Below are 22,712 nucleotides of genomic sequence, written 5' to 3' on the forward strand. Positions count from 1 at the left end.
CGTCGAATCACTCCGTGACGAGGTCCGCGTACTCGCCTATGTACTCGTAGTCGGCGTCGAGGTGTTCATTCTCCCACACCGACCCGGGATCGATCTCGTCCGCGAAGAAGTCGGCGGCGGCGAGCGTCTCGTAGGTCGATTCCCACGGTTCGGGCTCGCTCCACCCCCAGCCGTGATCGCGAACGGCCTCCGAAAGCATGTACTCGGTGCGCATCAGCTCCCACTTCTCGCGCTGGTTCTCGCGGACCTCCTCGAGTTCGGGCTGTGCGTCGACCACGACGTCGATCGCGTCCCCCGGGTTCTGGGTCGCCCAGACGGCACCTCGAGCGGTCGCACGCAGGAACGCCCGTATTGCGTCCGGGTCGTTCGCCGCGAACTCCTCGCTCGTCGCGACGAGGTGGCCGTACGACGGGACCGCCTCCTGAACCGAGAGCGAGTCGATCTCGACCCCCTGCTGCTCGGCGTCGACCACGTCGCCGAACACGCCCCCCGCGGCGTCGATTTCGCCCGTGAGCACCTGCTGGACGGTGTCGAATCCGCTGTCGACGTACTCGACGGACTCGCGAACGTCGTGGTACTCGAGAAACGCCTCGGTCATCTGCCGGACCATTCCGGGACCGCTACCGATGGTGGTCCCCTCCAACTGCGAGGGATCCGACAGTCCGTCGAAGCGCTCCCGGGGCGCGAAGACGACCACCGGGTTGTGCTGCATCACGATTCCGACTGCGAGCGGGGAGAGTTCGCGGCTGTTGACGTTGAGGATCTGGTCGCTGCTCGTGATCGCGAACTCGACGTTTCCCAGCCCGGCTTGCTGGGCCGAGAAGTCCGACCCATCGCCGCTCTCGATGGTCACCTCCTCGATCCCTTCCGCCTCGTAGAAGCCCCGATCCGCCGCGACGAAGTACGGCGCGTGAAGCCCGCTCGGATTCCAGTTGAGTAACAGCCCGACGCTGTCGACGTCGGGCTCGAGCGATTCCTGCGCGCTCGGACCCCTCTCGGACAGACACCCCGCCAGGACGGTGCTCGCGACTCCTCCCGCCGTCGCCGCGAGGATCGTTCGTCTCTCGAGTCCCATAGTACCGATCGACCACCCGAAGGGATAAAAAACGATTTCGTAGAATGTTTAAATACCACTGCCTGTTAGAGGATATTCGTAGCGTTTTATTCTACTAACCACCACATTCTTGAATAGTTAAGGATTTTTCTGCAATTATTAACTGAAGTCGTATCTCGAGAGGCGCTGTGGCTCGTAGTCCTGTCGTGCGTCCGCATCGCCCGCTCGGAGCAGCCTCGGAGCGCTGCCCTGATGCGCGTCGCGATAGGAGCAGACGATTCGTCGACACCGCTTGTGCTCGCAACCGCCGCGAAGAGGCGCTATCGGACGGAGATGTTCCGGTTCTCGGCCGACTCGGAGAACTCGAGTTCGACCTCGAGTTCTCCCTCGTGGTGCTTCGCGAACTCGATTTCGACTTCGATCGGTTCGCGATACTCGAACGGAATCTCCCAGTCGGACGCGCTGATCGTCAGCGACGTGTCAGCTTCGATCTGATCGGCGAGTTCGCGCAGGAACGCCGCCGTCTCTCGACGGGAAAGGTACACCTCGCGCTCGAAGAACCCATCAGTGATCGTCCGCCGGTCGTCGTCGCGATCTTCGGGAAGCGTCACGCGGTCGTTCATGCGTTATTGTAATACGCTTGTCGGCATAAATATGACCGACAGTTCGACGAAGCTTGGAATAATTACACGAGATCTGATGTTTTGTCCTGGACGGCGTCCGGTCGAACAAACTCATGAGGAGCCCGCCGTCGAGGACGAGTACTCCGGCTCAGGCGGTCGCCGTCGCGTCACCATCGTCCCCGCCGGCCTCGAGCCCGACGGTACGGTCATCTTGCCCCCTTTCGGCACCCCGCTCGAGCGGGGCGTTCACGTTCGTCGAACGGTCACGGAAACCGGCAAAATCCTTTGTATCACAGGCGTCGAACCACGGTCATGACGCTCATCGACGCGCTTGGAAACGGCACGCGGCTGAAGATCCTTCGAGAGCTCTCGCAGCGACCGAAGTACGTCACTGAACTGACGGAGTCGGTCGGGATGGACGGAAAGACCGCGGTGCACCACCTCTCGACCCTCGAGGAGGCCGGGATGGTGAACTGGTACATGCGCGGCAACCGGAAATACTACGAGTTGAACCGGTCGCTCGAGTTGCGGATCGCTCCGCCGCCCGAACGAACGTTCGTCCTTCAGACTATGGAGCTGTCTCAGGAAGCGCAGTCGACCGAGTAGCGAGGCGAACGGCGAGATCACTCTCCCAGGGGTACCGTCGCGAAGAACCGGACGTTGACGAGAAGATAGAGGACGTACAGCCCGAGGAGGAGCACCCCGTGTTTGCGCGTCAGTTTCCCCCGCCAGAGCAGGTAACTCGCCAGTCCGGTGAACCCGAGGAGGACGGGAAGGTGGAAGAACACCGTCTCCGATCGGAACTGGATCTCGCCCAGCAGGCCGACGATGCCGACGTTCGCGGTCACGAAGAAGAGCAGGCTGCCGATGACGCCCCCGACAGCGACGTCTGGATACCCTAGCCGAAGCGGCTCGACGATGAGCAGGATGTCGTCGATGGTGAAGAGGATCGTGATGAGAGTGACGCCGACGAACGTGCCGGTCAGGTGCCACGTCTCGAGGATTCCCTCGACGCCGATCGCCGCCCCCTCTGCGCCGACGACGATTCCGAGGACAGAAACCAGCAACATCGACGGCCAGAACCACTTCTTTCGGGCGAATCGCCGCAGCGGCGACGGAAGATCCCCCGCGACGTCGCGTTGCCCGTCCGGAACCGTGACGGCCCGCTTGACCTCCTCGGACTGCATGAACGTCCGGTCCATCTGGCGCTCGCGCTGGAGAACGTACGCGAAGATCACGACGTACATCATGATGAACATCACGCTGAGCGCGGGCGTCAGCGTCCCCGAGATGATCACCGGGATCAACACGAGCGGCGCGGCGGCCATCATTGCGAGGTAATCGTTCGGAACGTCGATCACGAACGGAAAGAGGAGCGCACCGAGGGCGAGCGTCAGGCCGAAGATCGAAACGGCGTTGCCGATCGCGAGTCCGAACGCGACGTTTTGCATCTCTCGAAACCCCGTGAAGATGCCGAACGCGACGTTGTCGAACTCCCAGCCGGAGAAGACCACCGCGAGCAAAAAAGCCGAAATTCCGAACCGGACGGCGGTCCGCACGAGCGCGTGGATCAGCAACTCGATGCTCGCCATCAGGAGGATCGTTCCGGCGAGCAGCACCGCCACCGCGGTCCAGCCCGACACCTCCACTAGTTCGTCCTCGCCGGACTCAACGTCCTCTTGCGCTACGGCGACGCCCCCGCCCGCGGCGACGAGGAGTACCGCGGCAACCAACACAGCGCCGAGTCGAAGGCCGTCAGTCGTCATGATACCTTCAGACGACGGAAACAACCTTATCGATTTGGTGCCGTATAGCGACGTTCATTGAACGATCGTACACGTAAATGCGTGTATACTCGTTCACTGAACGAGTATACACGGGTTCTGACGCCGGCCCCTATTGCCGGAGATCATCGGGCAAACGCCAACCGCCGGCGACTCGCATCGGGAACGGGCGTGGATCGACGTTTCGAACGCGTGCCGTCGTGACAGTACGCGGTGCGCGTCGGTGCGGTTCCGGTCGGTCGCGGGCGCCGAATTAAGTGCGCGCTCCGCATATAGGCGCCCGTATGGTCGCGGGCGCTTCCGAACTGGTGATCCTCGTCGCGCTCTTCCTGGTGGGCGTAGCGACGGTCATCTACAGCGTCGAGGTGTTCATCGAGGCCGTCGCCCAGAGCGCCATCTCGCTCGGCGTCTCCGGGTTCTTTCTCGCGGTCATCCTCGCTGGCGTCGACCTCGAGAACGGGATTCTCGGCGTCACCGCGGCCTTCGTCGACCTTCCGGCCCTGGCGCTGGGGACGGTGTTCGGCGAGGCCCTGTTCGTCCTCGCAGTCGCCGTCGGCATCGCGGGACTACTCGTTCCGTTCCGGATGAACGTTCCCGTCGTCTACCTGGCGCTGCTCGTCCTCGTACCGCTGCCGGCGTTCGCGATGTCCGCAAGCGGAACGATCGACTGGCGCGGCGGGGCGCTACTCACCGCCCTGTTCGTCCCGCTCCTGGGGGGCATCTACTGGCGCGAGAGCCGGTCGGAGACGAGATACCTGCTCGCGGAGGAGGTCGGGGAGGCGATCGAACTCGAGGGGACGGGAATGGTCGAGCGGTCGTCGGTCGAGGGATCGACGAACGGCGGGCGGATCGGCGGATCCGCCGACTCGACGACCGATCAGTGGGACCTGGATCTCGATCTCGATCTCGACCTCGACGAGTTCGTCCCGGCTCTCGCCCACCGGAGCGGACCGTTCAACCTCGGGGTGGCGATGCTCGCCGTCGGCGGATTAACCGCCGGATCGCTGCTCACCGTCTTCAGCGCCGAGGGGATCTTCGTCGCGTTCGGAATTTCGGAGCTCGCCTTCGGGGCGACGGTGTTGAGTTTCATCGCCTCGATCGAGGAGTTGGCACTCACCGTCGAGCCCGTCCGCCGAAACCGACCTGAGCTCGCCGTGGGCAACGTCGTCGGCAGCACGGTGTTTTACGTGACGGCGAACGTCGGCCTCATCGCGATGCTCCGTCCCGTCCACACCACCGGCGCGGTGATGACCGTTCACTGGCCGATGTTCGCCGCGTGCCTGTTCGTCGTCGTGATCATGCTCGCCCGCGGTCGGGTGACGCGGTCGGGAGGTGCGACGCTACTCGTCCTCTACATCGCGTACTGGATCGCAAACTACGCAGAGCCCCTCTGAGGGACGCCCGGTCGGCAGGAATCCATTCACAGGACCGTGAATTATCACAATATATCATAAAAGAGATATATGCGGGGGCGGTGTACGTCGGCTCATGCGTGAGAGACACACTCGGAGACGATTCCTTGAGGTAGCGCTCGTCGTCGGCGGGGCGAGCGCCGGGTTGACGGCCGTTGCACAGGAGGACAATACCGAGCCCGACCTCGAACTCGAGGGCCGGATAAGCGGCTGGCAGGGCGTCGCCCCGGAGGCTATCGCGGATGAGGAGAACCCGACGCTGACACTGGTCGAGGGCGAGGACTACGTCCTCGAGTGGCGAAACGGGGACGGGCGGCCGCACAACTTCAGCATCGAAACCGAGGGCGGAGAGGACCTCCTGGCAACGGACATCATCTCTAGCGGCGGCCAGACCGTCGAGTTCACCGCCAGCGAGGAGATGCACGAGTACTACTGTCAACCACACCCCGACTCCATGCGCGGCAGCATCGAACTCACGGACGACCCGGACGACGAGGACGCCATCTCGCCGACGGATCAGGAGGACGACGAGGCGGACCAGGAGGAGGATGGCGACGAGCAGGAAGAACCCGACGAAGAACCGGTAGAAACGTACGATCTCACCCTCACGGATAGGTGCTGGGTGGGACAGTCACCGGACGAAATCGCCGACGAGGCGAACCCGACCCTCGAACTGGACGCTGGCGAGGTGTACGAGATCGTAGTCACGGTCGAAATCGAACGCGAGGAACACCAGACGGGACACGCGCTCACGATCGTCGACGAGGACGGACAGCACGTCATCAACACGAACTACCTCGGCGAGGGCGAGTCAGACTCGATCGTCTTCACTGCCGAAGACGACATGGTCGAATACATCGACGAGCGGCAACTTGACGTCGGGGGAGACATCAAGGTCGCCGGTGGCAACGGCGACGAAGACGACGAAGACGATGGAGACGAAACGGCGGAAGACGACGAAAAGTCCCCCGAACGCGAAGAACGCAAAGAAGGGAAGGAGGAGGCAGAAGACGACGAAGATGAGGACGACGGAAGCGGTAACTGACCGCAACGCTTCGGCGGCGCTCGATTCGGGTTCGAGGCGTGCCCTTTCGTTGTAGCGTAACCGCGGCGACGCGGTCACTCGCGCTCGAGAACCTCGAGCACGTCCGAGTAGCTGAAGCCTGGTTCCGGTCCGCCCGACGCGACGTAAACGTCGCCGCCGATGGCGGCCACTCCGAGTCCGTGTCGCGGCGTCGGCATCGACTCGAGCATCTCCCAGCGATTCTCGTCCGGATCGTAGCGTTCGACCTCGTCGTACGTCTGCTCCCGGCTCTCACCGCCGACGACGTAGATCTGGCCGTCGACTGCCGCCGCCGCGTGGCCGCTTCGGGGGGTGGGCATCGGCGCCGTCTCGGACCAGGTGTCAGAATGGGGGTCGTAAACCTCGGTCGTGCCGCGGTTGTCGAAGTTGACCCGGCCCCCGATCGCGTACACGGCGCCGTCGATGGTTCCGGACGTCACGTGCTCCCTCGGCGTCGGCATCGGCGCCGCTTCGTCCCAGGTATCCGCCTTAAGGTCGTAGGTCTCGTTGGTCGGCAGCGCGCCGTCACCGTTTTCGCCGCCGATAGCGTGGATCCGGTCGTCGACAAGTCCCGCCGTCAGGGCGCCTCGCGGAGTCGGAAGTGGCTCACCCGCTCGCCACCCCTCTCCGTTGAAGATCCAGACGGAGTCGACCGGTTCGAAGTCGCCCTCGAACCCGCCAACGACGAAAATCTCGTCATTGGTCGCGGCGACGCCGGCGTGGTGGAGCGCCGCCGGCATCGGTTCCGCGTACTCCCAGCGGTCCCCGTCCGGATCGTAGACCGCTACCTCGTCGGTCACCGGACGGGTTTCGTCGTTGGGAACGAACCCGCCAACGACGTACAGTCGTCCCTCGAGGACCGCCGCCGCGACCTCGGTCCGTTCGTCCGGCATCGGCGGCCCCTCCCGCCAGTGCGGATCCCCGTCGTCGCCGTCCTCGTCCTCGATTCCGGTCAGTCGGTCGTGGCCGCCGCTTTCCGACCGCTGGTCGCCAGGTTCGGTCGGATCGCCGTTCGTTCCGAGCCAGCCGCCGACGACGCCGGCACTCCAGCCGACGAACTCGCGACGTGTCGCGAGAGTCATAGGGATTTTACGACGAGATGATTCAAATAGCCGGGGGAGGGGACGCCTCGGCTTGCGTTCCTCGACGTTTCGATTCGTTACCCGCCCGATTCTGTGTTCGGCGCGTTCGTTCACTATACTTGTCGCGATCGGTCGCTGGTACAGTACGAACCGCTTACTGATCTTGTCAGGTCAGTTAACTGGACCCGACACGGACGTTTGTTGTACTTAACACATAATTACTCGGAATCCCGTGTGGGATTTAACCCTCTGCGAGTTGTACGATAACACTAGCCATGGGCTATGAGCACCACCAGAAAATCGACGAGGAGGATCGTCGAGCGTTCCTCAAGGCGCTCGGCGTCGTCGGCGCCGTGAGCGTCGGCGGCGCGACGATCAGCGAGGTTCGAGAGGAGGTCGGCAGCGGCACAGCCGAGGAGTTTGCGTCGATCGGTCGGGCGATCGAGTCCGACCTGTCCGGCACGCTCGACGCCGAGTTCCTCGCGACGCAGCAGGGGGCGTTCGCCGAACTGGCGAGTGAACTCCCGGCCGTCGTCGAGCGCGGAGTACCGGAAGCCGAGCCGCGTACCGAGTTCGCGAGCGTCGCCGAGGCGGGGCGCCCGATCTACGACCACCTGGTCGAGACGGGGTTCTTCGAGAGCACGACGAGCCACCTGCCCGAGTTTACGCCCGAGTACGTCACCTCGAGCGCCGAGGCGTTCGTCGGGTCGGAGGCGCTCACCGCACCCCTCGAAGAACTCGGATTCTCCGAGGAGGTCGCCGTCGACCTCCTCGTTCCGATGGTGAACCGCGCGGAAGAACTCAGTCACTATCACTGGGTCGCGACGGACAAGATTCCCAGAGAGCAGATCGAACTCGGCGAGACGATTCCCGCGATGACGCGAGCAGCGGCGGGCGGCGTCCTGCTTTGGCTCGAGGATCTCGATGGCCACCTCTGGCAGAAGCAGGTGCTGTTGACCGACGACATCGTCGCGGACGCCGTCTGGGACGCCCAGGCGATGGCCGCGGGCTTCCACCTGATGACCGAGGGGGCGAGAGCGATCGGTGCAGAGTCGAGCGAGCTATCCGACGGCGAATTAGGCGCGCTGCTCTCGACGAGTTTCGCCGTACAGGCGATCGGACAGGCATTGCTGCCGCCTGATGCGTACTGGATCACGGAAGAAATGCGCGCATCGCAGGCCCAGCCGAGGTGAACGACGATGGTCACAGAATCCAACGAACGCGCGAAAGAACTGGAGAAACGGCACGAAGTCGAACCGGAAGAGCGGATCGGTCTCGTCGACGTCGGCCGACAAGCCGACGAACACGAGACGATCACCCACGAGGAAGTGCCCGGATCGGACGTCAGTCAGGAACGAATCGTCGACGACGTTACGAACCCGGCGTCCTCGATGCAGTACAACGGAAACCTGCTGCAGGACGGGTTCGCCGCCGCCGAAGAACTCACGCCGGAGAACGTCGGGGACCTCGAACTCGAGTACGTGATCAACACGGGCTCGGCCGGCCTGCAGACGAACCCGATCATCGTTCCCGGCGACGACGGGGAGCCGCCGGTCATGTACTACACGCAAGGGAACATGGTCGTGGGCGCCGTCAACGCGCGAACCGGCGAGCCCTTCTGGGAGTTCCATTACAGCACCCAGCGCGGCTTCGGACAAGGCGAGAAGAACCGCGGCGTGAGCGTCTGGGAGGACAAAGTGTACTTCGGCCCGCACGACACGTTCCTGCTCGCGCTGAACCGGTACACGGGTGAACTCGAGTGGACGACCGACCTCCTGACCGACGGGCAGAAGGAGATGCCCATCGGTGACGAACGCGTGAGCCACACGGCGGCGCCGTTGGTCTACGACGGAACGGTCTTCATCGGTCAGTCGGGCGATATGATCGGGTGGACGACGATCTCCGGCGTCGACGCCGAATCGGGCGAGATCCAGTGGCAGTACAAGACGGGCCCCGAGGACGAGTGGGTCGGCGAAACCTGGAAGTACGCGAGCGGCGCCGCGTGGATGGGGCCGACGGTCGATCCCGAGACCGGTCTCGCTTTCTACGTGACGGGGAACCCGATGCCCGTCGCGAACGGCGTAGTCCGTCCGGGCCCGAACAAACACACGAACTCGATAATCGCGGTGGACGTGGAATCGGGCGACATCGAGTGGACCCACCAGCTCTACCCACACGAGGTGTGGGACTACGACGGTCACACGCAGGCGTACGTCTTCGACATGGAGGTCGACGGGGAAACGCGACGCGTGGTGGGACACGACAGCAAAACGGCGTGGACGTTCGTTCTCGACGCGGAGACCGGCCAGTTGCTCCGGCGCTCCGACCCGTGGGAGACCCAGGAACACGAGTTCGGCGCGTGGCCTGATTCCAGGTTCCTCAACTATCCCCCGAAAGGGGAGGAAAATGCCGGCCGCATGGCGCCGCACTTCGCCGGCGCGACCGAGTGGCCTGGCGACGCGTACAGCCGCAATACCGGGCTCCGGTACATCAACAGTAACGGGTCCCAGACCGGGTACTTCTACACCGACTGGGAGTTCGACCCGGAGGAGGCTAGCTTCCTCCAGAGCGGCGGAACGACCGACCCCGGCGAGTACGACGCCGAACTGCGCGTGATCGGCCTCGATCCCGAACGCGGAACGGTCGAGTCGGAGTACGTCTTCGACGACGCCGACGGCAAGGTGTGGGGTCCCGGCGTGCGCGCGACCGCCGGAGAGGTCGTGTTCAGCGGTTCGCCGGAAGGTGCCTTCGTGGCTCTCGACGACGAGAACCTGGAGGAGCTGTGGCGCTACGACACCGAAGGGCGGATCACGGCCTCACCAGTCGTCTGGGACGATCCCGAGATCGGACAAGGGTTCGTGACCGTCGCCTCCGACGACCGCATCTTCGTCTTTACGACCGAGACGTCCGAAGACGCGCCCCGCGAGTACGATTTCCCGGAGCGGGAGGAAGAGGAGACGCCCGAAGACGTGGAAGAGGAAGACCGGGAGGAACGAGAGCGGGAGGAAGAGGGCGACGAAGAAGATGAAGACGAGGACGAGGAAAACGACAGCGAAATGAGGCTGTAACGACCCTCCGGCAATCTTCCCCGCTCCCCGGACGATCTCCCTGGAAACTAAGGACGTTTCTGAACCGAACCTGCCCCAGGCTCGACTTGAGCGGCTGTGTGATCGGTATCCGTCCCGAGGGGCCGGGCGCGCTGTCCCTCTCGATCGTGAACTCGAGGGCGCTCGTGTCCGTCCGCCGGTGTACGACGAGATCCATCCGGAATCGGGAGCCTCGAGATCACCGAGAGCGCGAACGGGAACGTCGATTTCTCGCCGGACACCGACTCGAGCGGATCCGCGAAATTGGGACACGCCCGAAACGCTTCGAGCGGACTATCGGTCGTCGAGACGGCCGTACGGAAGGAAGCGTATCGCTCCTGGGACGGAGGGAGACGCCCAGTGACATCACCACGGGCAGAAACAAGAACGGGCGCATATGTTGGCACATCGTTCGCTCTCGAATCCGTACGCATTTACGATTCGAAACAGTAGCCCACCAGCAGTGAGTACCGAGGACGAAACCCCGTTCGATGCCTACCGGGAGCACGTCGATCGACCGCTCTGGCGGCTCTTTCGCGAGTACGGGCCCGGTCGGTTAGGCTGGTTCAGTATCGGCATGGTCGCCAACTTCCTGGCCCGAATGGCCAGCCTGGTGCCGCCGCTGGTGCTGGGGGCGGCTATCGACGCCGTCTTCGTCGGCGAAGGAGACTACAGCCTCCCCGTCGTCCCCGACGCGTGGCTCCCGACGGAGAGCCTCGAGCAGTTCTGGTTCTCGATCACGGCCATCGCAGGCGCGTTCGTTGCCGTCGCCCTCTTTACCTGGATCTACGGGGTGTCGGCGAACCTCTTCGCCCACAGCGTCATGCACGCCGTCCGGGTCGACTGCTTCCGGAAGATGCAGAACCTCGACATGACCTTCTTCGACGACAAGCAGACCGGCGAGGTCATGGCCGTCCTCAACAACGACACCCAGAACTTAGAGCGATTCCTGGATAACGCCCTGATGAACTCCGCCCGGCTGCTCGTGATGGTCGGAGGCATCGCGGGCGTCCTCTTCTACCTGAACTGGCAACTGGCGCTCGTCACGCTCGTAGCCGTTCCCGTCATGTTCGCCTTCACGCTGTGGTTCATGCGCGTCATCGAGCCCCGGTACGTCCGCCAGCGGTCCTCGGTCGGGTGGCTCAACACCCGCCTCGAGAACAGCCTCTCGGGGATGGACCTGACGAAGACCACCGCCAGCGAGGAGTACGAGGTCTCGCGGGTCCGGAAAGCCTCGAAGCGACTGTTCGACGACACGATGGCCGTCCTCAAACTCTCGTACGTCTACCGACCGGGGATGGAACTGCTCGCCGGCCTCGCCTTCGCCGCCACCTTCCTCGTCGGCGGCCTCTGGCTCACCAACGGCGCGGCGCCGGGCCCGTTCACGGGAACGCTCTCGGTCGGCAACTTCGTCACCTTCCTCTTTCTGACCCAGCGGATCGTCGCCCCGCTCGCGGAGGTCTCGAACATCGTCGACCAGTACGAGAACGCCAAGGCCTCGAGCGAGCGGGTCTTCGGCCTGCGAGACATCCCGGTTTACGTCTCCGATCCCGATGACCCCGAACCGCTCGAGGACGTCGCGGGTCGCGTCGAGTACGACGACGTGACGTTCAGTTACGCGACCGGCGAGCGGCGGGCCGTCGGCGGGGACGACGCGTCGGGTGACGGTCTCGAGAACGATGACGGCGGCAAAAGTAATGGCGAGGACGACGCGGAAATCGTCGTCGAGGACGTCTCGTTCACGGCGGAACCCGGGGACACCGTCGCGCTCGTGGGACCGACCGGCGCCGGAAAGTCGACCGCACTCAAACTCCTCCTGCGGCTCTACGACGTCGACGACGGCGAGATTCGGGTCGACGGCCACGACGTCCGCGACGTTCGACTCGCGGACCTCCGGGAGTCCGTCGGCTACGTCAGCCAGGACACGTTCCTCTTCGACGGCACCATCGCGGACAACGTCCGGTACGGCCACTTCGACGCCTCCGACGAGGCGGTTCGCGAGGCAGCGAAGGCCGCCCAGGCCCACGAGTTCATCGAAGACCTCCCCGATGGCTACGAGACGCGGGTGGGCGAACGCGGCGTCAAACTCTCGGGCGGCCAGCGCCAGCGGATCGCCATCGCGCGGACGGTCCTGCAGGACCCCGAGATCCTGATCCTGGACGAGGCGACGAGCGCCGTCGACACGAAGACCGAGCTCCTGATCCAGCGCTCGATCGACCGCCTGACGGAGGGGCGGACCACCCTCGCAATCGCCCACCGCCTCTCGACGATTCGCGAGGCGGACGCGATCCTCATCCTCGAGGGCGGCCGGGTCGTCGAACGCGGCGACCACGAGGAGCTGCTCGCGGCCGGGGGACGCTACGCGACGCTGTGGGAGGCCCAGGCCGGGACGCTCGACGAGGCGCTCGAGGCGATGGCCGACGGCGGGGATTGAGACGGATCGGTCAGGTCCCCGCCTGCCGAACGGACGCGACCAGGCGATGGTGGAGGTCTCGGCGAACGCCCGCTCGAGCGAGGACGACGACGGCCAGCGGAGTGGCGCTGGCGAGGGTGAACAGGCCGCCGAAGAAGACCCCGCCGCCGGTTCCGGCGTAGAGCGTGTAGAGGCTGAGTGACGCCCACCAGAGCGTCAGCGCCCCGAGACCGAGCGCCAGCAACTGACCGACGCGGAGTCCCAGTCCCTCTCTCACCACGCCGGTGATGACGAGGATCGCCAGCACGCCAGGCAACACGAGTTCGGGGTCGATCGGCACGGAACCCAGTTCCGGCCACGACGGCCACGGCAGGGGCCGATTGGCGAGCAGGACGACGTCGACGAATAGCACGAAGACTGCGAGCACGACTTCGCTCCCTCGATGCAGGGTGCCGGGCGGGCGAACCATCTCGTTTCTCACTCATCAGATAAGCGTAAAAACATTTCCACGGCGCTGGTTCGCTCGAGTCCGTCAGTGGAGGTCGAGGGGGCGAAGCAGGGCTCCAGCCGAGGAGTGAACCGCGCGACGGCGGTTTCGAGCGACGATTAGCGATCGCTCGCCGCAGCCATCGGGCCGTCGAGGGTCGCGCGAATGGTGAATTCGGCGTCGCCGTCGTTCGGTTCGAGAGCGCCCACCGCGTACCCGGTGTAAGCGCCGCCGCGCTCGAGGTCGAGGTCGACCGAGGCGACGGTCGTTTCGGGATCGCCGGCCGGCCGCACGTCGAGCGTGTACTCGGCGGCCGGGACCGCGACGTAGTTGGAGGTCTCGCCGTAGGCGAGGTCCGTCACGATCGGGTTGTCGCCGTCGTTGGCGTAGAGGTCGACGGCCGGCGCGTCTGGCGAGCCGTGAACGGCCCGGAACAGGACGGAGCCGTCGTCGACCAGGACGTGCGGGCGGATGGTTCCGGCTTCGAGTTCGCCGATGGCGGCGGCGGTGTAGAACGCCTGTCCGAACCAGTACTCGCGCTCGAAGATGACGGTGTCGGCGTCGTCGGCGGCCGTGACGGTGATGGTGGCGGTGCCCGGTTCGAGCTCGAGATACGGCGTCAGGGTGTCGTACTCGAGACCCGAGACGACGCGTTCGCCGTCGACGAGGACGTCGACGCCTGGCGCGTCCGGCGAGAGGTGGGCGACGCGGACGGCGGTCAGTGGCGCCCCTCGCTCGTCCGCGCCGTTCGCCTCCTGGTCGTTCGGGTCCCCTTCTCGTTCGTCGTCCTCGTGTTCCCCGCGTCCGAAGACGATCCCGCTGGTCGTGGCCGCCCCGCCGGCGATGCCGAGGGCGGCGAGCGTTCGTCGTCGTGAGAGTGGCATGGGGAAGTCGGCGGACGGCGAACGGATAAACTACTACGTCAGTTGCGGTGACAGTCGGAATGCAGCCTTGCCCTACGACGGTCGCTCGAGGGTGACAGTCCGCGTAGCGAGGACGTACTCGCGTTTCCGGCCACGGGAGGCTCGTCGAACCAATGTCACCGACCGTGAAACTCACCGCCGCGTGGTTAATTTCTAATTTATCTGGGAGGATATATTGCCTTTCGCCCGCGTAACCACTCGCATGCGCCGAAGAGGCTATCTGGTGGGACTCGGCACCGGCGTCGGAGTGCTCGTCTCGGTCACCGATGGAGGGCTCGCGACGGCCACGGACCTGTCGGTGCGGATCCGCGAGACGAACGACCCCGTCGAGGCCGGCGAGTACCTGACCGTCACGGCGGAGGTAACGAACACGACCGCGTCGGAACTCGAGGTCACGGCCGAGTTCCTCGTGGGCGGCGATCCGGTGGGTGGACGGTGGATTTTCCAGCTCGAGGGCGGCGAGACCCGCGACCTCGAGTTCAGCCACCTGACCTATCCCGTTCGCCAGGACGTCGAGTTCCCCGTCCGCGTGGAGACACGAGACGGGAGCGACGAGCGACTCGTCACCGTGACCGGCATCGACGACTTGCCGGCCGAGCGCGTGCGACCCGACTCGCAGGTCACGGTCGCACCTGGATCGACGATCCAGTTCGAGACCGAACCCGACGACACCGAGGGCTACGGCGGGGTCACGCACTGGTACGTCGACGACGACTACGCCGGGTGGGCGATGGGGCCGTGGCAGGCGGAGTACTTCGGCTGGACGGGTCGTGACTACTGGCAGTACACCTTCGACGAGCCCGGCACGTACACCGTTCGAGCGAGCGTCGTCCAGGAAGGGGCGAACGCGACCGCCGAGTGGACCGTCGAGGTCGCCGAGGGCGGGCACGGCGGCCCGGCCGTCGAGGAGGTTCGGCCGGCGCCCGGCCGGCTCGCCGTCGGTAACGAGGAGACGGTCGAACTCGCCGTCGACGTAAGTGACGCCGAGGGACGTCTCGAGGAGGTCGTCTGGTGGCTCGGCCACGCCGACCGCATCCTGGACATCTCCTCGGTCTCGGGCTCGTCGGATACCGCGACGCTCGAGGTCGACGGGGCCTCGCTCTGTCACGGGTGTCCGGTGATCGTCTGGGTTCGCTCGAGCGACGGCACCGTGACGACGGCCCAGCCGTGGACGCCCGTCGAACCCGACGGCGGCCACCTGCACGTCTCGATCCGCGAGTCGAACGACCCGGTCGGCGCCGGCGAGCCCCTCGAGTTCGTCCTCGACCTCGAGAACGTCGGCTCGAAGTCGGCGACCAGGGAGGTCGCGATGGTCGTCGGCGGCGAGGTCGTCGACGCTCGCTCGGTGACGGTCGACGGCGGCGGGACGGGTTCGGCGACCCTCGGCTACGACACCTACCCCGTCCGCCAGGACGTCGAGTTTCCCGTCTGGGTGACGACCGGCGACGACGCGGACCACCGAACTGTCTCAGTGTACGCCGACGGCGTGGCCGATCTCGAGATTCGGATCCTCGAGACGAACGCGCCCGTGGCGGCGGGCGAAGTCCTCTCGGTGCTCGCGGCGGTCGAGAACGTGGGAACCGAATCCGTGACGCGAGACATCCACCTCGTGGCGGGTGATCGCGTTGCGAGCGAGAAGGTGTCCCTCGAGCCTGGCGCAACCGAGACCCTCGAGTTAGGATACGAGACCTATCCCGTCCGCCGAAACGTGGAGTTTCCCGTGTCGATGGAGACCGACGGAGCCTGCGACCGCCGCCTCGTGCGTGTGTACGCCAATGGACTCCCCGCGCTCGTGCCGCGAATCGTCGAGGTCAACGATCCCGTTACCGGGGGCGAGCGCCTCGAGGCGACGGTCGAACTCGAGAACCGGGGCGACGGGCGCGCGACCGAGGACATCTCGCTGGTCGTCGGCGGCGAAGTGGTCGATTTGGCGTCGGTGACCGTCGACGGCGGAGAGACGGAGACGCTCGCGCTGGGCTACGAGACCTACCCCGTCCGTCAGGACGTCGAGTTCCCAATCACCGTCGTCGCGGGCGAGGAGCGAGACGAGCGGACGGTGGCGGTTCGCGGCGTAGACGGGGAGGGCGATGGCGGGGACGGAGACGAGAGTGACGGCGACGACGATGAAGAGGAAGACGGCGACGGCGAAGACGACGAAATCGGGGACCTCGAGGTCACTTTCGTCGACTGCTCGCACGTCGAGGTCACCGGCACCTTCGAGGACGGCGACACGATCATGGTCCACACCGCCTTCAACACCGACCACGGAATCGGAACGACCTCTGGCGAGGACTTCGTCACCATCGGCGAGCACGTCCCCGCCCCCTTCTCGGGCACCGTCGTCTTCGAAATCGGCGACGAGCGCGGCGTCTCCGGCGACGACTCGAGCGCTACCGTCACCGTCCAGGACTACGGCGTCCTGGGGACGGCGATCACCGGAATCGGCGGCCCGAGCGCGATCGGCCCCGAGACGACCCACTCGAATCCCCACGATTGCAGCGGATCGATCGCCCCGGCTCCGCCGGAACTCGAGGTCGCGTCCGTCTCACCTGCGGGGGACGGCTACGACGTGACCTTCGGCTATACGAACGACAACGAGGTCTCGATAATCGTCGAGAGTTCGTTCACCGTGGGGACTGCGAGCAGTCAGCCTCCGAACGAACTCGCGGCCGGCGGCGGGTCGTTCACCACCCGGTGGACGCCCCAGAGCGGGGACGAGCGCCTCGAGTGGACGGTCGACCTCTCGGCGTTCGGGGATCAGGAACCAGTTCGAGTGGCGACGCAGGCGGCGAGTGCGTACGGTGACGGCGAGGAGTCCAGTAGTGACGACGGCGCGGAAACTGACGATGGTGGTGAGACAGCCGACAGAGCGAACACAGACGGCGATGGCGAGACCGATAGCGAAGGTAGTGAAAACGGCGACGCAACCGACGATACAAACGAGACGAGCGACACAGGAGGTGGCCAAACGGATGGCACAGACGCCGAAGGGAGTGGCGACGGCGAGAGTACCGACGATGGAACCGAGGACACAGACGACAACGCCTCGAGCGACAGATAATCCCGACCTCGAGGGAGGCCACCGTGCACTCGAGTACACCGACTCCTCCGAACCGTCCTCGAGGCCACGCCCTCGAAAACGTCAAATAGTCTGAAATGAAACACGATCGCATGGTCTCCCGCGACACTCGCGTCCACCTCGTTGCCATCGCTCTCGCGATTGCCATCTTCGCCGTCGTCTCGAGGTTCGACTTCGCGACCGACGGTCCCGAATACCTCGTCGCCTTTCTCGTGAGCTACGGCATCATCTTCGGCGGCGCGCACCTCTACCTGGCCGCTCGCGGCGACGACGGCATGGTCCCGGCCGAATCCCGCTGGCGGTACGTGGCCGTCGTCGCCATCTTCCTCCTGGTCGGCGGGCTCCTATGGGTCGCTGGCGACGCCGCGCTCGGCCCCGTGACCGTCCGACAGGTCGGCCTCGCGGTGCTCGCGTTCACGGCGCTGGTGTACCTCGCCGTCGAATCCGTATCGGGGTATCGGGCGACGCAACTCGAGTAGCGAGCAACGCAACTCGAGTGAACTCGAGGCAACCGCAGAGAAAGAACCTGACCGGATCTACCGCTCCTCGAGCGGCACGAACGTCTGGTCCTCGGGACCCGTGTAGCGCGCACGCGGGCGGATGAGTCGATTGTCGCGCTGGTACTCGAGCACGTGGGCGATCCAGCCGCCGGCACGGCTCATCGCGAAGATGGGCGTGTACGTGTCGATTGGGATGCCAAGCTGGTAGTAAACCGACCCGGAGTAGAAGTCGACGTTGGGGGCGATTCCCTTCTCGACGAGGCCCTTCTCCTCGGTGAGGTAGTCCTCGATGGTCGTGGTGATCTCGTACCAGGTGTCGTCGCCGGTCTCGGCGAGTTCCTCGCTTCGTCGCTGCAGAATCTTCGCGCGGGGGTCCTTGACGTTGTAGACGCGGTGGCCGAAGCCGGGAATTCGTCGACCCTCGTCGGTCGCCTGCTCGACCCAGTCGCGGGGATCGAGGTGGCTCTCCTCGATCTCGAAGAGGACCTCCATGACGTCCTGGTTGGCGCCGCCGTGAAGCGGCCCCGAGAGCGCCCCGATACCGCCGGTCAGCGAACTGTAGACGTCGGCCATCGTCGAACCGATGACCATCGCGGTGAACGTCGAGGCGTTCAGGCCGTGGTCCGCGTGGAGGATGAGCGCCTGGTCGAACGTCTCGGCGGCGACGTCGTCGGGTTCCTCGCCCGTGAACATGTAGAGGAAGTTCGCCGCGTGTCCGAGTTCCGGGTCGGGGTCGACCGGCTCCTCTCCTTGACGAAAGCGCTCGAAGGCGGCCAGGACGGTCGGGATCTTGGCGGTGATCCGGCGTCCCTTTCGTAGCGAGGCCTCGAAATCCTCGGCACCGGCGTCGCTCTCGGATTCCATCGCCGAGAGCATCGACGTCGCGGTCCGAAGTGCGGCCATCGGCGTTTCGTCGGCCTCGGCCAGGCTGCGAACGGCCTCGAGGATGGCGTCGTCGACGGCCCGCTCGGCAACCATCGCGTCAGTGAACGACTCGAGTTCGCCCGCGTCGGGGAGCTCGCCGTGCCAGAGCAAGTAGAGTACCTCCTCGTAGCTGGCCCCCTCCGCGAGGTCCTCGATCGGGTATCCACGGTAGATCAGTCGACCGGCGTCACCGTCGATCGAGCTGAGCTGGGATTCGGCAACCAACACACCCTCGAGCCCTTTCTTCAGATCGTCAGCCATAGCAGGAACTTTCGTGCGGGATTGGAAAAGTATTGCCGTTTGCCCGTTGGCACCACGCCACTCGTCCCGGCGCCTGCATCGGCATATCCATCGGATCAGAATATCGAAGGGTCGGGCTCGGGTCGGCTCTCGCTCGGCCGACGATCGATTCGATATAGACTATTCGCCCGCTGAGAGTTCCCGTGAGAGACCGACGGCGGCGTACACCGTTAACGCGATCCAGACGGTACCGGCGCTGGTCGTCGCGAGGACGAACGCCAGCGCGAGCAGGTACCCCGACTGCTGGCTCGAGCCGGGGATGACGACGAAGAAGGCGAAGACCGCAGCGGTAAACGCGACCCCGACGAACAGCGAGATGACGGCGTTTCGCTTGACGTCGAGGGCTTCGACTAGAGCCGCTGTCGGCGGGCGCTCCGGGCGGTCCGGTGACGATGACACGTTTCGATCTTTCGGCCGGGCGTACAAAGCCGCGTCGGATTCGGCGAGGTCAGAACCCCAGCACGACCCACGAGACCCCGACGAAGATGAGCATGCCGAAGACGTCAACGACATTCGTCACGATCGGGATCGTCAGGTCGTCGGGATCGACGCCGAGCCGATATGAGGCGTACGTCGCGCCGAAACTGCAGACGATGGCGATGACGGCGGTCGAGATGCCGCTGACTAGGGCGATGAACAGCAGCGCCGGGAGCGCGACGGCGATACCGAGCACGAGACCGAGCAGATACGACCCAATAGCGAGCACCGTAAAGACTGTCACCGCCAGCGCGAGGACGGCGGCAATATTCGCCCAGAGACCCGTGTCTCGCACGTCGAACGTCGCGACGCCCAGGTGGAGGCGACTCGAGAGCCGCGAACTCAAGATTGCGCCGAGATTACCGCCGAGTCCGACCATGGTGGGAACCATGATCGCGAGCACGCGATATTCCTCGAGGAGCGCCTCGGCCCGGTCCAGAGTGATCCCGGCCGCGAGGACGATGATCGAGAGCACGATCAACAGGGGGAACATCGTGGTAACGATCGATCGAGCGCTCCAGGAGCCCAGCGAGCGATCCGTAGAGAGAATCGACATCAGGGGATCACCCCGACGAGCGTGACGGCGAAGACGAGAAAGAGCATGCCGAAGATGTCACCCAGCGTCGTCACGATGGGGCCAACGAGGTTGTCGGGGTCGTAGCCCGCCTTGTATCCGCCGAAGAGCACCAGGAGCAGGCCGAAGATCAACACAGTCGAGGTGAGCACGCCCGAAATGAGCATGATGGCGAGAAACTCCCAGAGCGCCGCGGACTCCCAGCCCAGCACCGCGAGCGCGAGTCGCGTGATCACGGCAATGACGACCGAGATGCCGATGCCGTTGACGAAGGAGGCCACGACTGCGTTGACCAGCCGTTCGTCCCACGTGAAGCGCGGCTCGATTAGCCCCTGGTGGAGGCCGCTGGCGAGTCGTCCCCCGAGCGCGCCGTAGACGTTTCCGCGGGTAGCGAGGAAGACGGGTACCATCACGAGTAGCCCGGGAAACCGTTCGACGCTCGCGAGGAGGTTCTCGAGGACGACGCCGGACACGAGCCCGCCACCGAGCGCGATCAACAGAACCGGGAGCGTCTCCCGATAGATCGACACGAACTCCTCGCGAGCGCTCATGAGGCGGCCTCCGTACGGTTGCACGGGGTTGCTCGAGCGTCGCGTACGGTACCGGACTCACTCGTTTCGGCCTCGAACGCCCCACGTCGATCCTCACTGGTCGCAATCTCGAACGCCGCTCGCCCGCTCGGTCCCGGTGATCGCCGTTTAGCGGCCCCCATAGACTTCACCCCGGACGTGCGAGCAGCGATGGCGACGCGGGCCGACGCGTCTCTCGTCGACGGAACCGTCCGCCGGTGCGTGGGGACACACCGGATGCGCAGTTCGGTGTCGGTGTCGATCGACGGGAGTGGCGGCCCACGTGAACATGTACGTTCGTTACCGAGACGAGTCTGATAGGCGTTTTCCTCCGCACAGCCCGTGGTAACACCCGACAGTGTACGCTCGACCGTCGTCAATCCGTTGCTCAGAGCGTGACCAGCCACCACGCCAGCCAGATCCCGCCTATCGAGGCGAGCAGATTCGACCCGGCCGCGATGGCTGCCGGGCGACGGTCGCCGCGCTCGAGCAACTGAACGGTCTCCACCGAGAACGTCGAAAACGTCGTGAACGCGCCGCAGATTCCCGTCCCGACGAACTGGGCGGTCGCGAGTCCCGGATCCGCGAACGCGACCACGCCCAGCAGGAAACTTCCCAGCACGTTGACCGCGAGGGTCGCGATCGGGAACGAGTCCCAGGAGAGGCGCTGGTACACCCAGTGACGAGCAAGTGCTCCTACGGCACCACCGACGCCGACGAGGTGGGCTGGCTCGAGGCCGTCCGCAAGTCGAGCCACCGCACTCGCGAACACGAGCGGGAGGTCGGCGTTCACGAGCGATCACCACCCGTCGCTCGAGCCAGCGACCGTCCGACGAGGACGCCGGCGAAGCCGAGCGCGTAGTTGCCGACGACGACGGCGCCGAATAGCAGCGGCCCGTCGGCGGTCCCCGCTTGCAACGCGAAGCCGCTGTAGGTCGTCAGCGACGAGAGGAAGCCCGTCGTCAGAAAGATCCGGGTCGCCGGATCGATCCGTCCCCGGTACTGGGCCTCGTAGACCAGGAAGCCGAGGACGGCACTCCCGACGACGTTGACGGTGAGGAGGGCGAGTTCTTCGGGAAGCGCGCCGAACGCAACGAATCGAAGGTTCGACCCGACGAAGCCACCGATGGCGATCAGGGCGAGCGTCTCGAGTCGGGTGAGTGTGGTGTCGGACATGGCTGACTGATCCAGGGACCGTCAGCCGACCGCCGTCGAGGTGGCGGTCGGCGGTTGGATCAGGCGGGCCCCATCGCCCAACTACGCCGTGATTTGGATGCGGGTCCTATGAGCGTGTCGAAACACGTGGATTCGAACGTATCGGGGCGTCCCGAACTCGAGTGACAACGTTGAAGGATAGACTCACTCTAAACCGGGTATGAGCGAGGACGTACACCGGCACCGGCGCGGCTTCAGGCGAGCAGCCTGGGTGAACGTCCTCGGTAACGCCGCCAAAATCGGGGTCGAGGGGGCCGCAGGTCTCGCCTTTGGCAGTTTCTCGCTGCTCGCCGACGCCGCCCACTCCCTGGCCGACCTCGTCGCCAGCGTCGTCGTCCTCGTCTGGGGGACGAGCAGTTACGACGAACCCGACGACACCCACCCCCACGGCCACGACCGGATCGAACCCCTGACGGCGCTGTTCGTCGGCGCGGTCATCGCCCTGCTGGGCCTCTCCCTGCTCAACCAGTCGGTTCAGGGCCTCCTCTATAGCACCGACGTCAGCTTCAGTCCCCTCCTGCTCGGCGCGCTGGCGTTCGCGATCGCCGACATGTACCTCGTCTACCGATACACGCAGGCGATCAACCGCGAGATCGGGTCGACCGCACTCGACGCCCTCGCGATCGACTGTCTGAACGACATCTACACCTCCCTCGCGGCAGTGATCGGCGTCCTCGGCGTCGTCTTCGGCGTTCCCGAACTTGACGCCGTCGCGGGCGGCCTCGTGAGCCTGATCGTCGTCTCCCAGGGCGTCTCCATCGCCCGCGAGAACGTCGACTACCTCGTCGGGGCCGCCCCCTCGAGCGAGAAGCGCGAGGCCATCTCCAGGACGCTCCGGGATCATCCGGGCGTACAGGGGATCCACGATCTCACCGTCTACTACGACGGGACGGTCCTCGAGGTGGAGGTCCACGTGGAGGTAGACGGCGAGATGCCCCTGCGGGACGCCCACGACCTCGAGACGGCGCTCGTGACGGCCCTGCGCGAACAGGACGACGTCGGGGACGCCCACGTCCATCTCGATCCCTCGGGGATCGGCGAGTGGAAGGATCACGTCGAGTCCTGACCGGGCTCGCCTCCGGAACCTGGCCCGCAACCGCGAATCTCTTTCGTCTCCTCTCGAGGGAAGCGAGAACGACGAGGACGA

The 22,712-nt window shown here is 65.2% G+C and carries 21 protein-coding genes; 9 read left to right on the forward strand and 12 right to left on the reverse strand.

All coding sequences use genetic code 11. The features are described from left to right. Positions 1-7: 7 nt before the first annotated feature. Both ACFQO4_RS09060 and ACFQO4_RS09065 read right to left on the reverse strand, forming a co-directional pair. A complete protein-coding gene (locus tag ACFQO4_RS09060) occupies positions 8-1,075 on the reverse strand; it encodes an ABC transporter substrate-binding protein (RefSeq protein WP_500260610.1) in 1,068 nt (355 codons plus the stop codon). Positions 1,076-1,374: 299 nt separating this feature from the next. Further along, positions 1,375-1,677: an amphi-Trp domain-containing protein gene (locus ACFQO4_RS09065; RefSeq protein ID WP_500260611.1), complete on the reverse strand. Its 303-nt coding sequence runs from the start codon at positions 1,675-1,677 to the stop codon at positions 1,375-1,377. Positions 1,678-1,989: 312 nt separating this feature from the next. Here ACFQO4_RS09065 and ACFQO4_RS09070 point away from each other — a divergent pair, with 312 nt between their 5' ends. Continuing rightward, the gene (locus ACFQO4_RS09070) at positions 1,990-2,283 is read left to right on the forward strand and encodes an ArsR/SmtB family transcription factor (protein ID WP_500260612.1); all 294 of its coding nucleotides are present in this window, start codon (positions 1,990-1,992) and stop codon (positions 2,281-2,283) included. 17 nt (positions 2,284-2,300) lie between these two features. Here ACFQO4_RS09070 and ACFQO4_RS09075 read toward each other — a convergent pair whose 3' ends face one another. Continuing rightward, positions 2,301-3,443 carry a sodium:calcium antiporter gene (locus ACFQO4_RS09075; RefSeq protein ID WP_500260613.1) on the reverse strand — a complete coding sequence of 381 codons (1,143 nt, stop codon included), beginning with the start codon at positions 3,441-3,443 and terminating at the stop codon, positions 2,301-2,303. A gap of 302 nt (positions 3,444-3,745) precedes the next feature. Here ACFQO4_RS09075 and ACFQO4_RS09080 point away from each other — a divergent pair, with 302 nt between their 5' ends. Both ACFQO4_RS09080 and ACFQO4_RS09085 read left to right on the forward strand, forming a co-directional pair. Continuing rightward, a complete protein-coding gene (locus tag ACFQO4_RS09080) occupies positions 3,746-4,855 on the forward strand; it encodes a sodium:calcium antiporter (RefSeq protein WP_500260614.1) in 1,110 nt (369 codons plus the stop codon). A gap of 94 nt (positions 4,856-4,949) precedes the next feature. Further along, positions 4,950-5,918: a cupredoxin domain-containing protein gene (locus ACFQO4_RS09085; protein ID WP_500260615.1), complete on the forward strand. Its 969-nt coding sequence runs from the start codon at positions 4,950-4,952 to the stop codon at positions 5,916-5,918. Positions 5,919-5,992: 74 nt separating this feature from the next. Here ACFQO4_RS09085 and ACFQO4_RS09090 read toward each other — a convergent pair whose 3' ends face one another. After that, positions 5,993-7,018 (reverse strand): Kelch repeat-containing protein, encoded by a 1,026-nt coding sequence (locus tag ACFQO4_RS09090; RefSeq protein ID WP_500260616.1) that lies wholly within the window; start codon positions 7,016-7,018, stop codon positions 5,993-5,995. Between the two features lie 275 nt (positions 7,019-7,293). On the opposite strand from ACFQO4_RS09090, the gene ACFQO4_RS09095 reads away from it, so the two are divergent. The 3 genes from ACFQO4_RS09095 (at position 7,294) to ACFQO4_RS09105 (ending at position 12,538) form a co-directional block, all read left to right on the forward strand. After that, a complete protein-coding gene (locus ACFQO4_RS09095; RefSeq protein ID WP_500260617.1) occupies positions 7,294-8,211 on the forward strand; it encodes a hypothetical protein in 918 nt (305 codons plus the stop codon). Positions 8,212-8,217: 6 nt separating this feature from the next. Further along, complete coding sequence (locus tag ACFQO4_RS09100; RefSeq protein ID WP_500260618.1) at positions 8,218-10,086, forward strand: outer membrane protein assembly factor BamB family protein; 1,869 nt, start codon at positions 8,218-8,220, stop codon at positions 10,084-10,086. Between the two features lie 481 nt (positions 10,087-10,567). Beyond that, a complete protein-coding gene (locus ACFQO4_RS09105) occupies positions 10,568-12,538 on the forward strand; it encodes an ABC transporter ATP-binding protein (RefSeq protein WP_500260619.1) in 1,971 nt (656 codons plus the stop codon). A 10-nt stretch (positions 12,539-12,548) separates the two neighbouring features. On the opposite strand, the gene ACFQO4_RS09110 is transcribed toward ACFQO4_RS09105, so the two are convergent. Further along, the gene (locus ACFQO4_RS09110) at positions 12,549-12,986 is read right to left on the reverse strand and encodes a hypothetical protein (protein ID WP_500260620.1); all 438 of its coding nucleotides are present in this window, start codon (positions 12,984-12,986) and stop codon (positions 12,549-12,551) included. A gap of 137 nt (positions 12,987-13,123) precedes the next feature. Beyond that, positions 13,124-13,888 (reverse strand): DUF4397 domain-containing protein, encoded by a 765-nt coding sequence (locus ACFQO4_RS09115; protein WP_500260621.1) that lies wholly within the window; start codon positions 13,886-13,888, stop codon positions 13,124-13,126. A 241-nt stretch (positions 13,889-14,129) separates the two neighbouring features. Between ACFQO4_RS09115 and ACFQO4_RS09120 the strand changes: the two genes are divergently transcribed. Together ACFQO4_RS09120 and ACFQO4_RS09125 are read left to right on the forward strand one after the other, a co-directional pair. After that, on the forward strand, positions 14,130-16,988 hold the full coding sequence (locus tag ACFQO4_RS09120; RefSeq protein ID WP_500260622.1) for a CARDB domain-containing protein: 2,859 nt from the start codon (positions 14,130-14,132) through the stop codon (positions 16,986-16,988). Between the two features lie 110 nt (positions 16,989-17,098). Beyond that, complete coding sequence (locus ACFQO4_RS09125) at positions 17,099-17,485, forward strand: hypothetical protein (RefSeq protein ID WP_500260623.1); 387 nt, start codon at positions 17,099-17,101, stop codon at positions 17,483-17,485. A 57-nt stretch (positions 17,486-17,542) separates the two neighbouring features. Here ACFQO4_RS09125 and citZ read toward each other — a convergent pair whose 3' ends face one another. The 6 genes from citZ to ACFQO4_RS09155 all read right to left on the reverse strand — a co-directional run bounded on the left by citZ (position 17,543) and on the right by ACFQO4_RS09155 (position 21,526). Next, positions 17,543-18,691: a citrate synthase gene (citZ, locus tag ACFQO4_RS09130; RefSeq protein WP_500260624.1), complete on the reverse strand. Its 1,149-nt coding sequence runs from the start codon at positions 18,689-18,691 to the stop codon at positions 17,543-17,545. Positions 18,692-18,850: 159 nt separating this feature from the next. Continuing rightward, entirely contained in the window at positions 18,851-19,129 is a 279-nt protein-coding gene (locus ACFQO4_RS09135; RefSeq protein ID WP_500260625.1) for a DUF7536 family protein, read from the reverse strand. 49 nt (positions 19,130-19,178) lie between these two features. Then, on the reverse strand, positions 19,179-19,763 hold the full coding sequence (locus ACFQO4_RS09140) for a magnesium transporter (protein WP_500260626.1): 585 nt from the start codon (positions 19,761-19,763) through the stop codon (positions 19,179-19,181). Continuing rightward, positions 19,763-20,332 carry a magnesium transporter gene (locus tag ACFQO4_RS09145; RefSeq protein WP_500260627.1) on the reverse strand — a complete coding sequence of 190 codons (570 nt, stop codon included), beginning with the start codon at positions 20,330-20,332 and terminating at the stop codon, positions 19,763-19,765. Before ACFQO4_RS09145 ends, ACFQO4_RS09140 begins: the two co-directional genes overlap by 1 nt. A 406-nt stretch (positions 20,333-20,738) precedes the next feature. Beyond that, on the reverse strand, positions 20,739-21,143 hold the full coding sequence (crcB, locus tag ACFQO4_RS09150) for a fluoride efflux transporter CrcB (RefSeq protein ID WP_500260628.1): 405 nt from the start codon (positions 21,141-21,143) through the stop codon (positions 20,739-20,741). Further along, positions 21,140-21,526 (reverse strand): fluoride efflux transporter FluC, encoded by a 387-nt coding sequence (locus ACFQO4_RS09155; RefSeq protein ID WP_500260629.1) that lies wholly within the window; start codon positions 21,524-21,526, stop codon positions 21,140-21,142. Before ACFQO4_RS09155 ends, crcB begins: the two co-directional genes overlap by 4 nt. A 199-nt stretch (positions 21,527-21,725) precedes the next feature. Between ACFQO4_RS09155 and ACFQO4_RS09160 the strand changes: the two genes are divergently transcribed. Further along, the gene (locus tag ACFQO4_RS09160; RefSeq protein WP_500260630.1) at positions 21,726-22,631 is read left to right on the forward strand and encodes a cation diffusion facilitator family transporter; all 906 of its coding nucleotides are present in this window, start codon (positions 21,726-21,728) and stop codon (positions 22,629-22,631) included. The last annotated feature ends 81 nt before the right edge of the window (positions 22,632-22,712 follow it).

The organism is Saliphagus sp. GCM10025334, assembly GCF_042663485.1.
Taxonomy (GTDB): domain Archaea; phylum Halobacteriota; class Halobacteria; order Halobacteriales; family Natrialbaceae; genus Natronosalvus.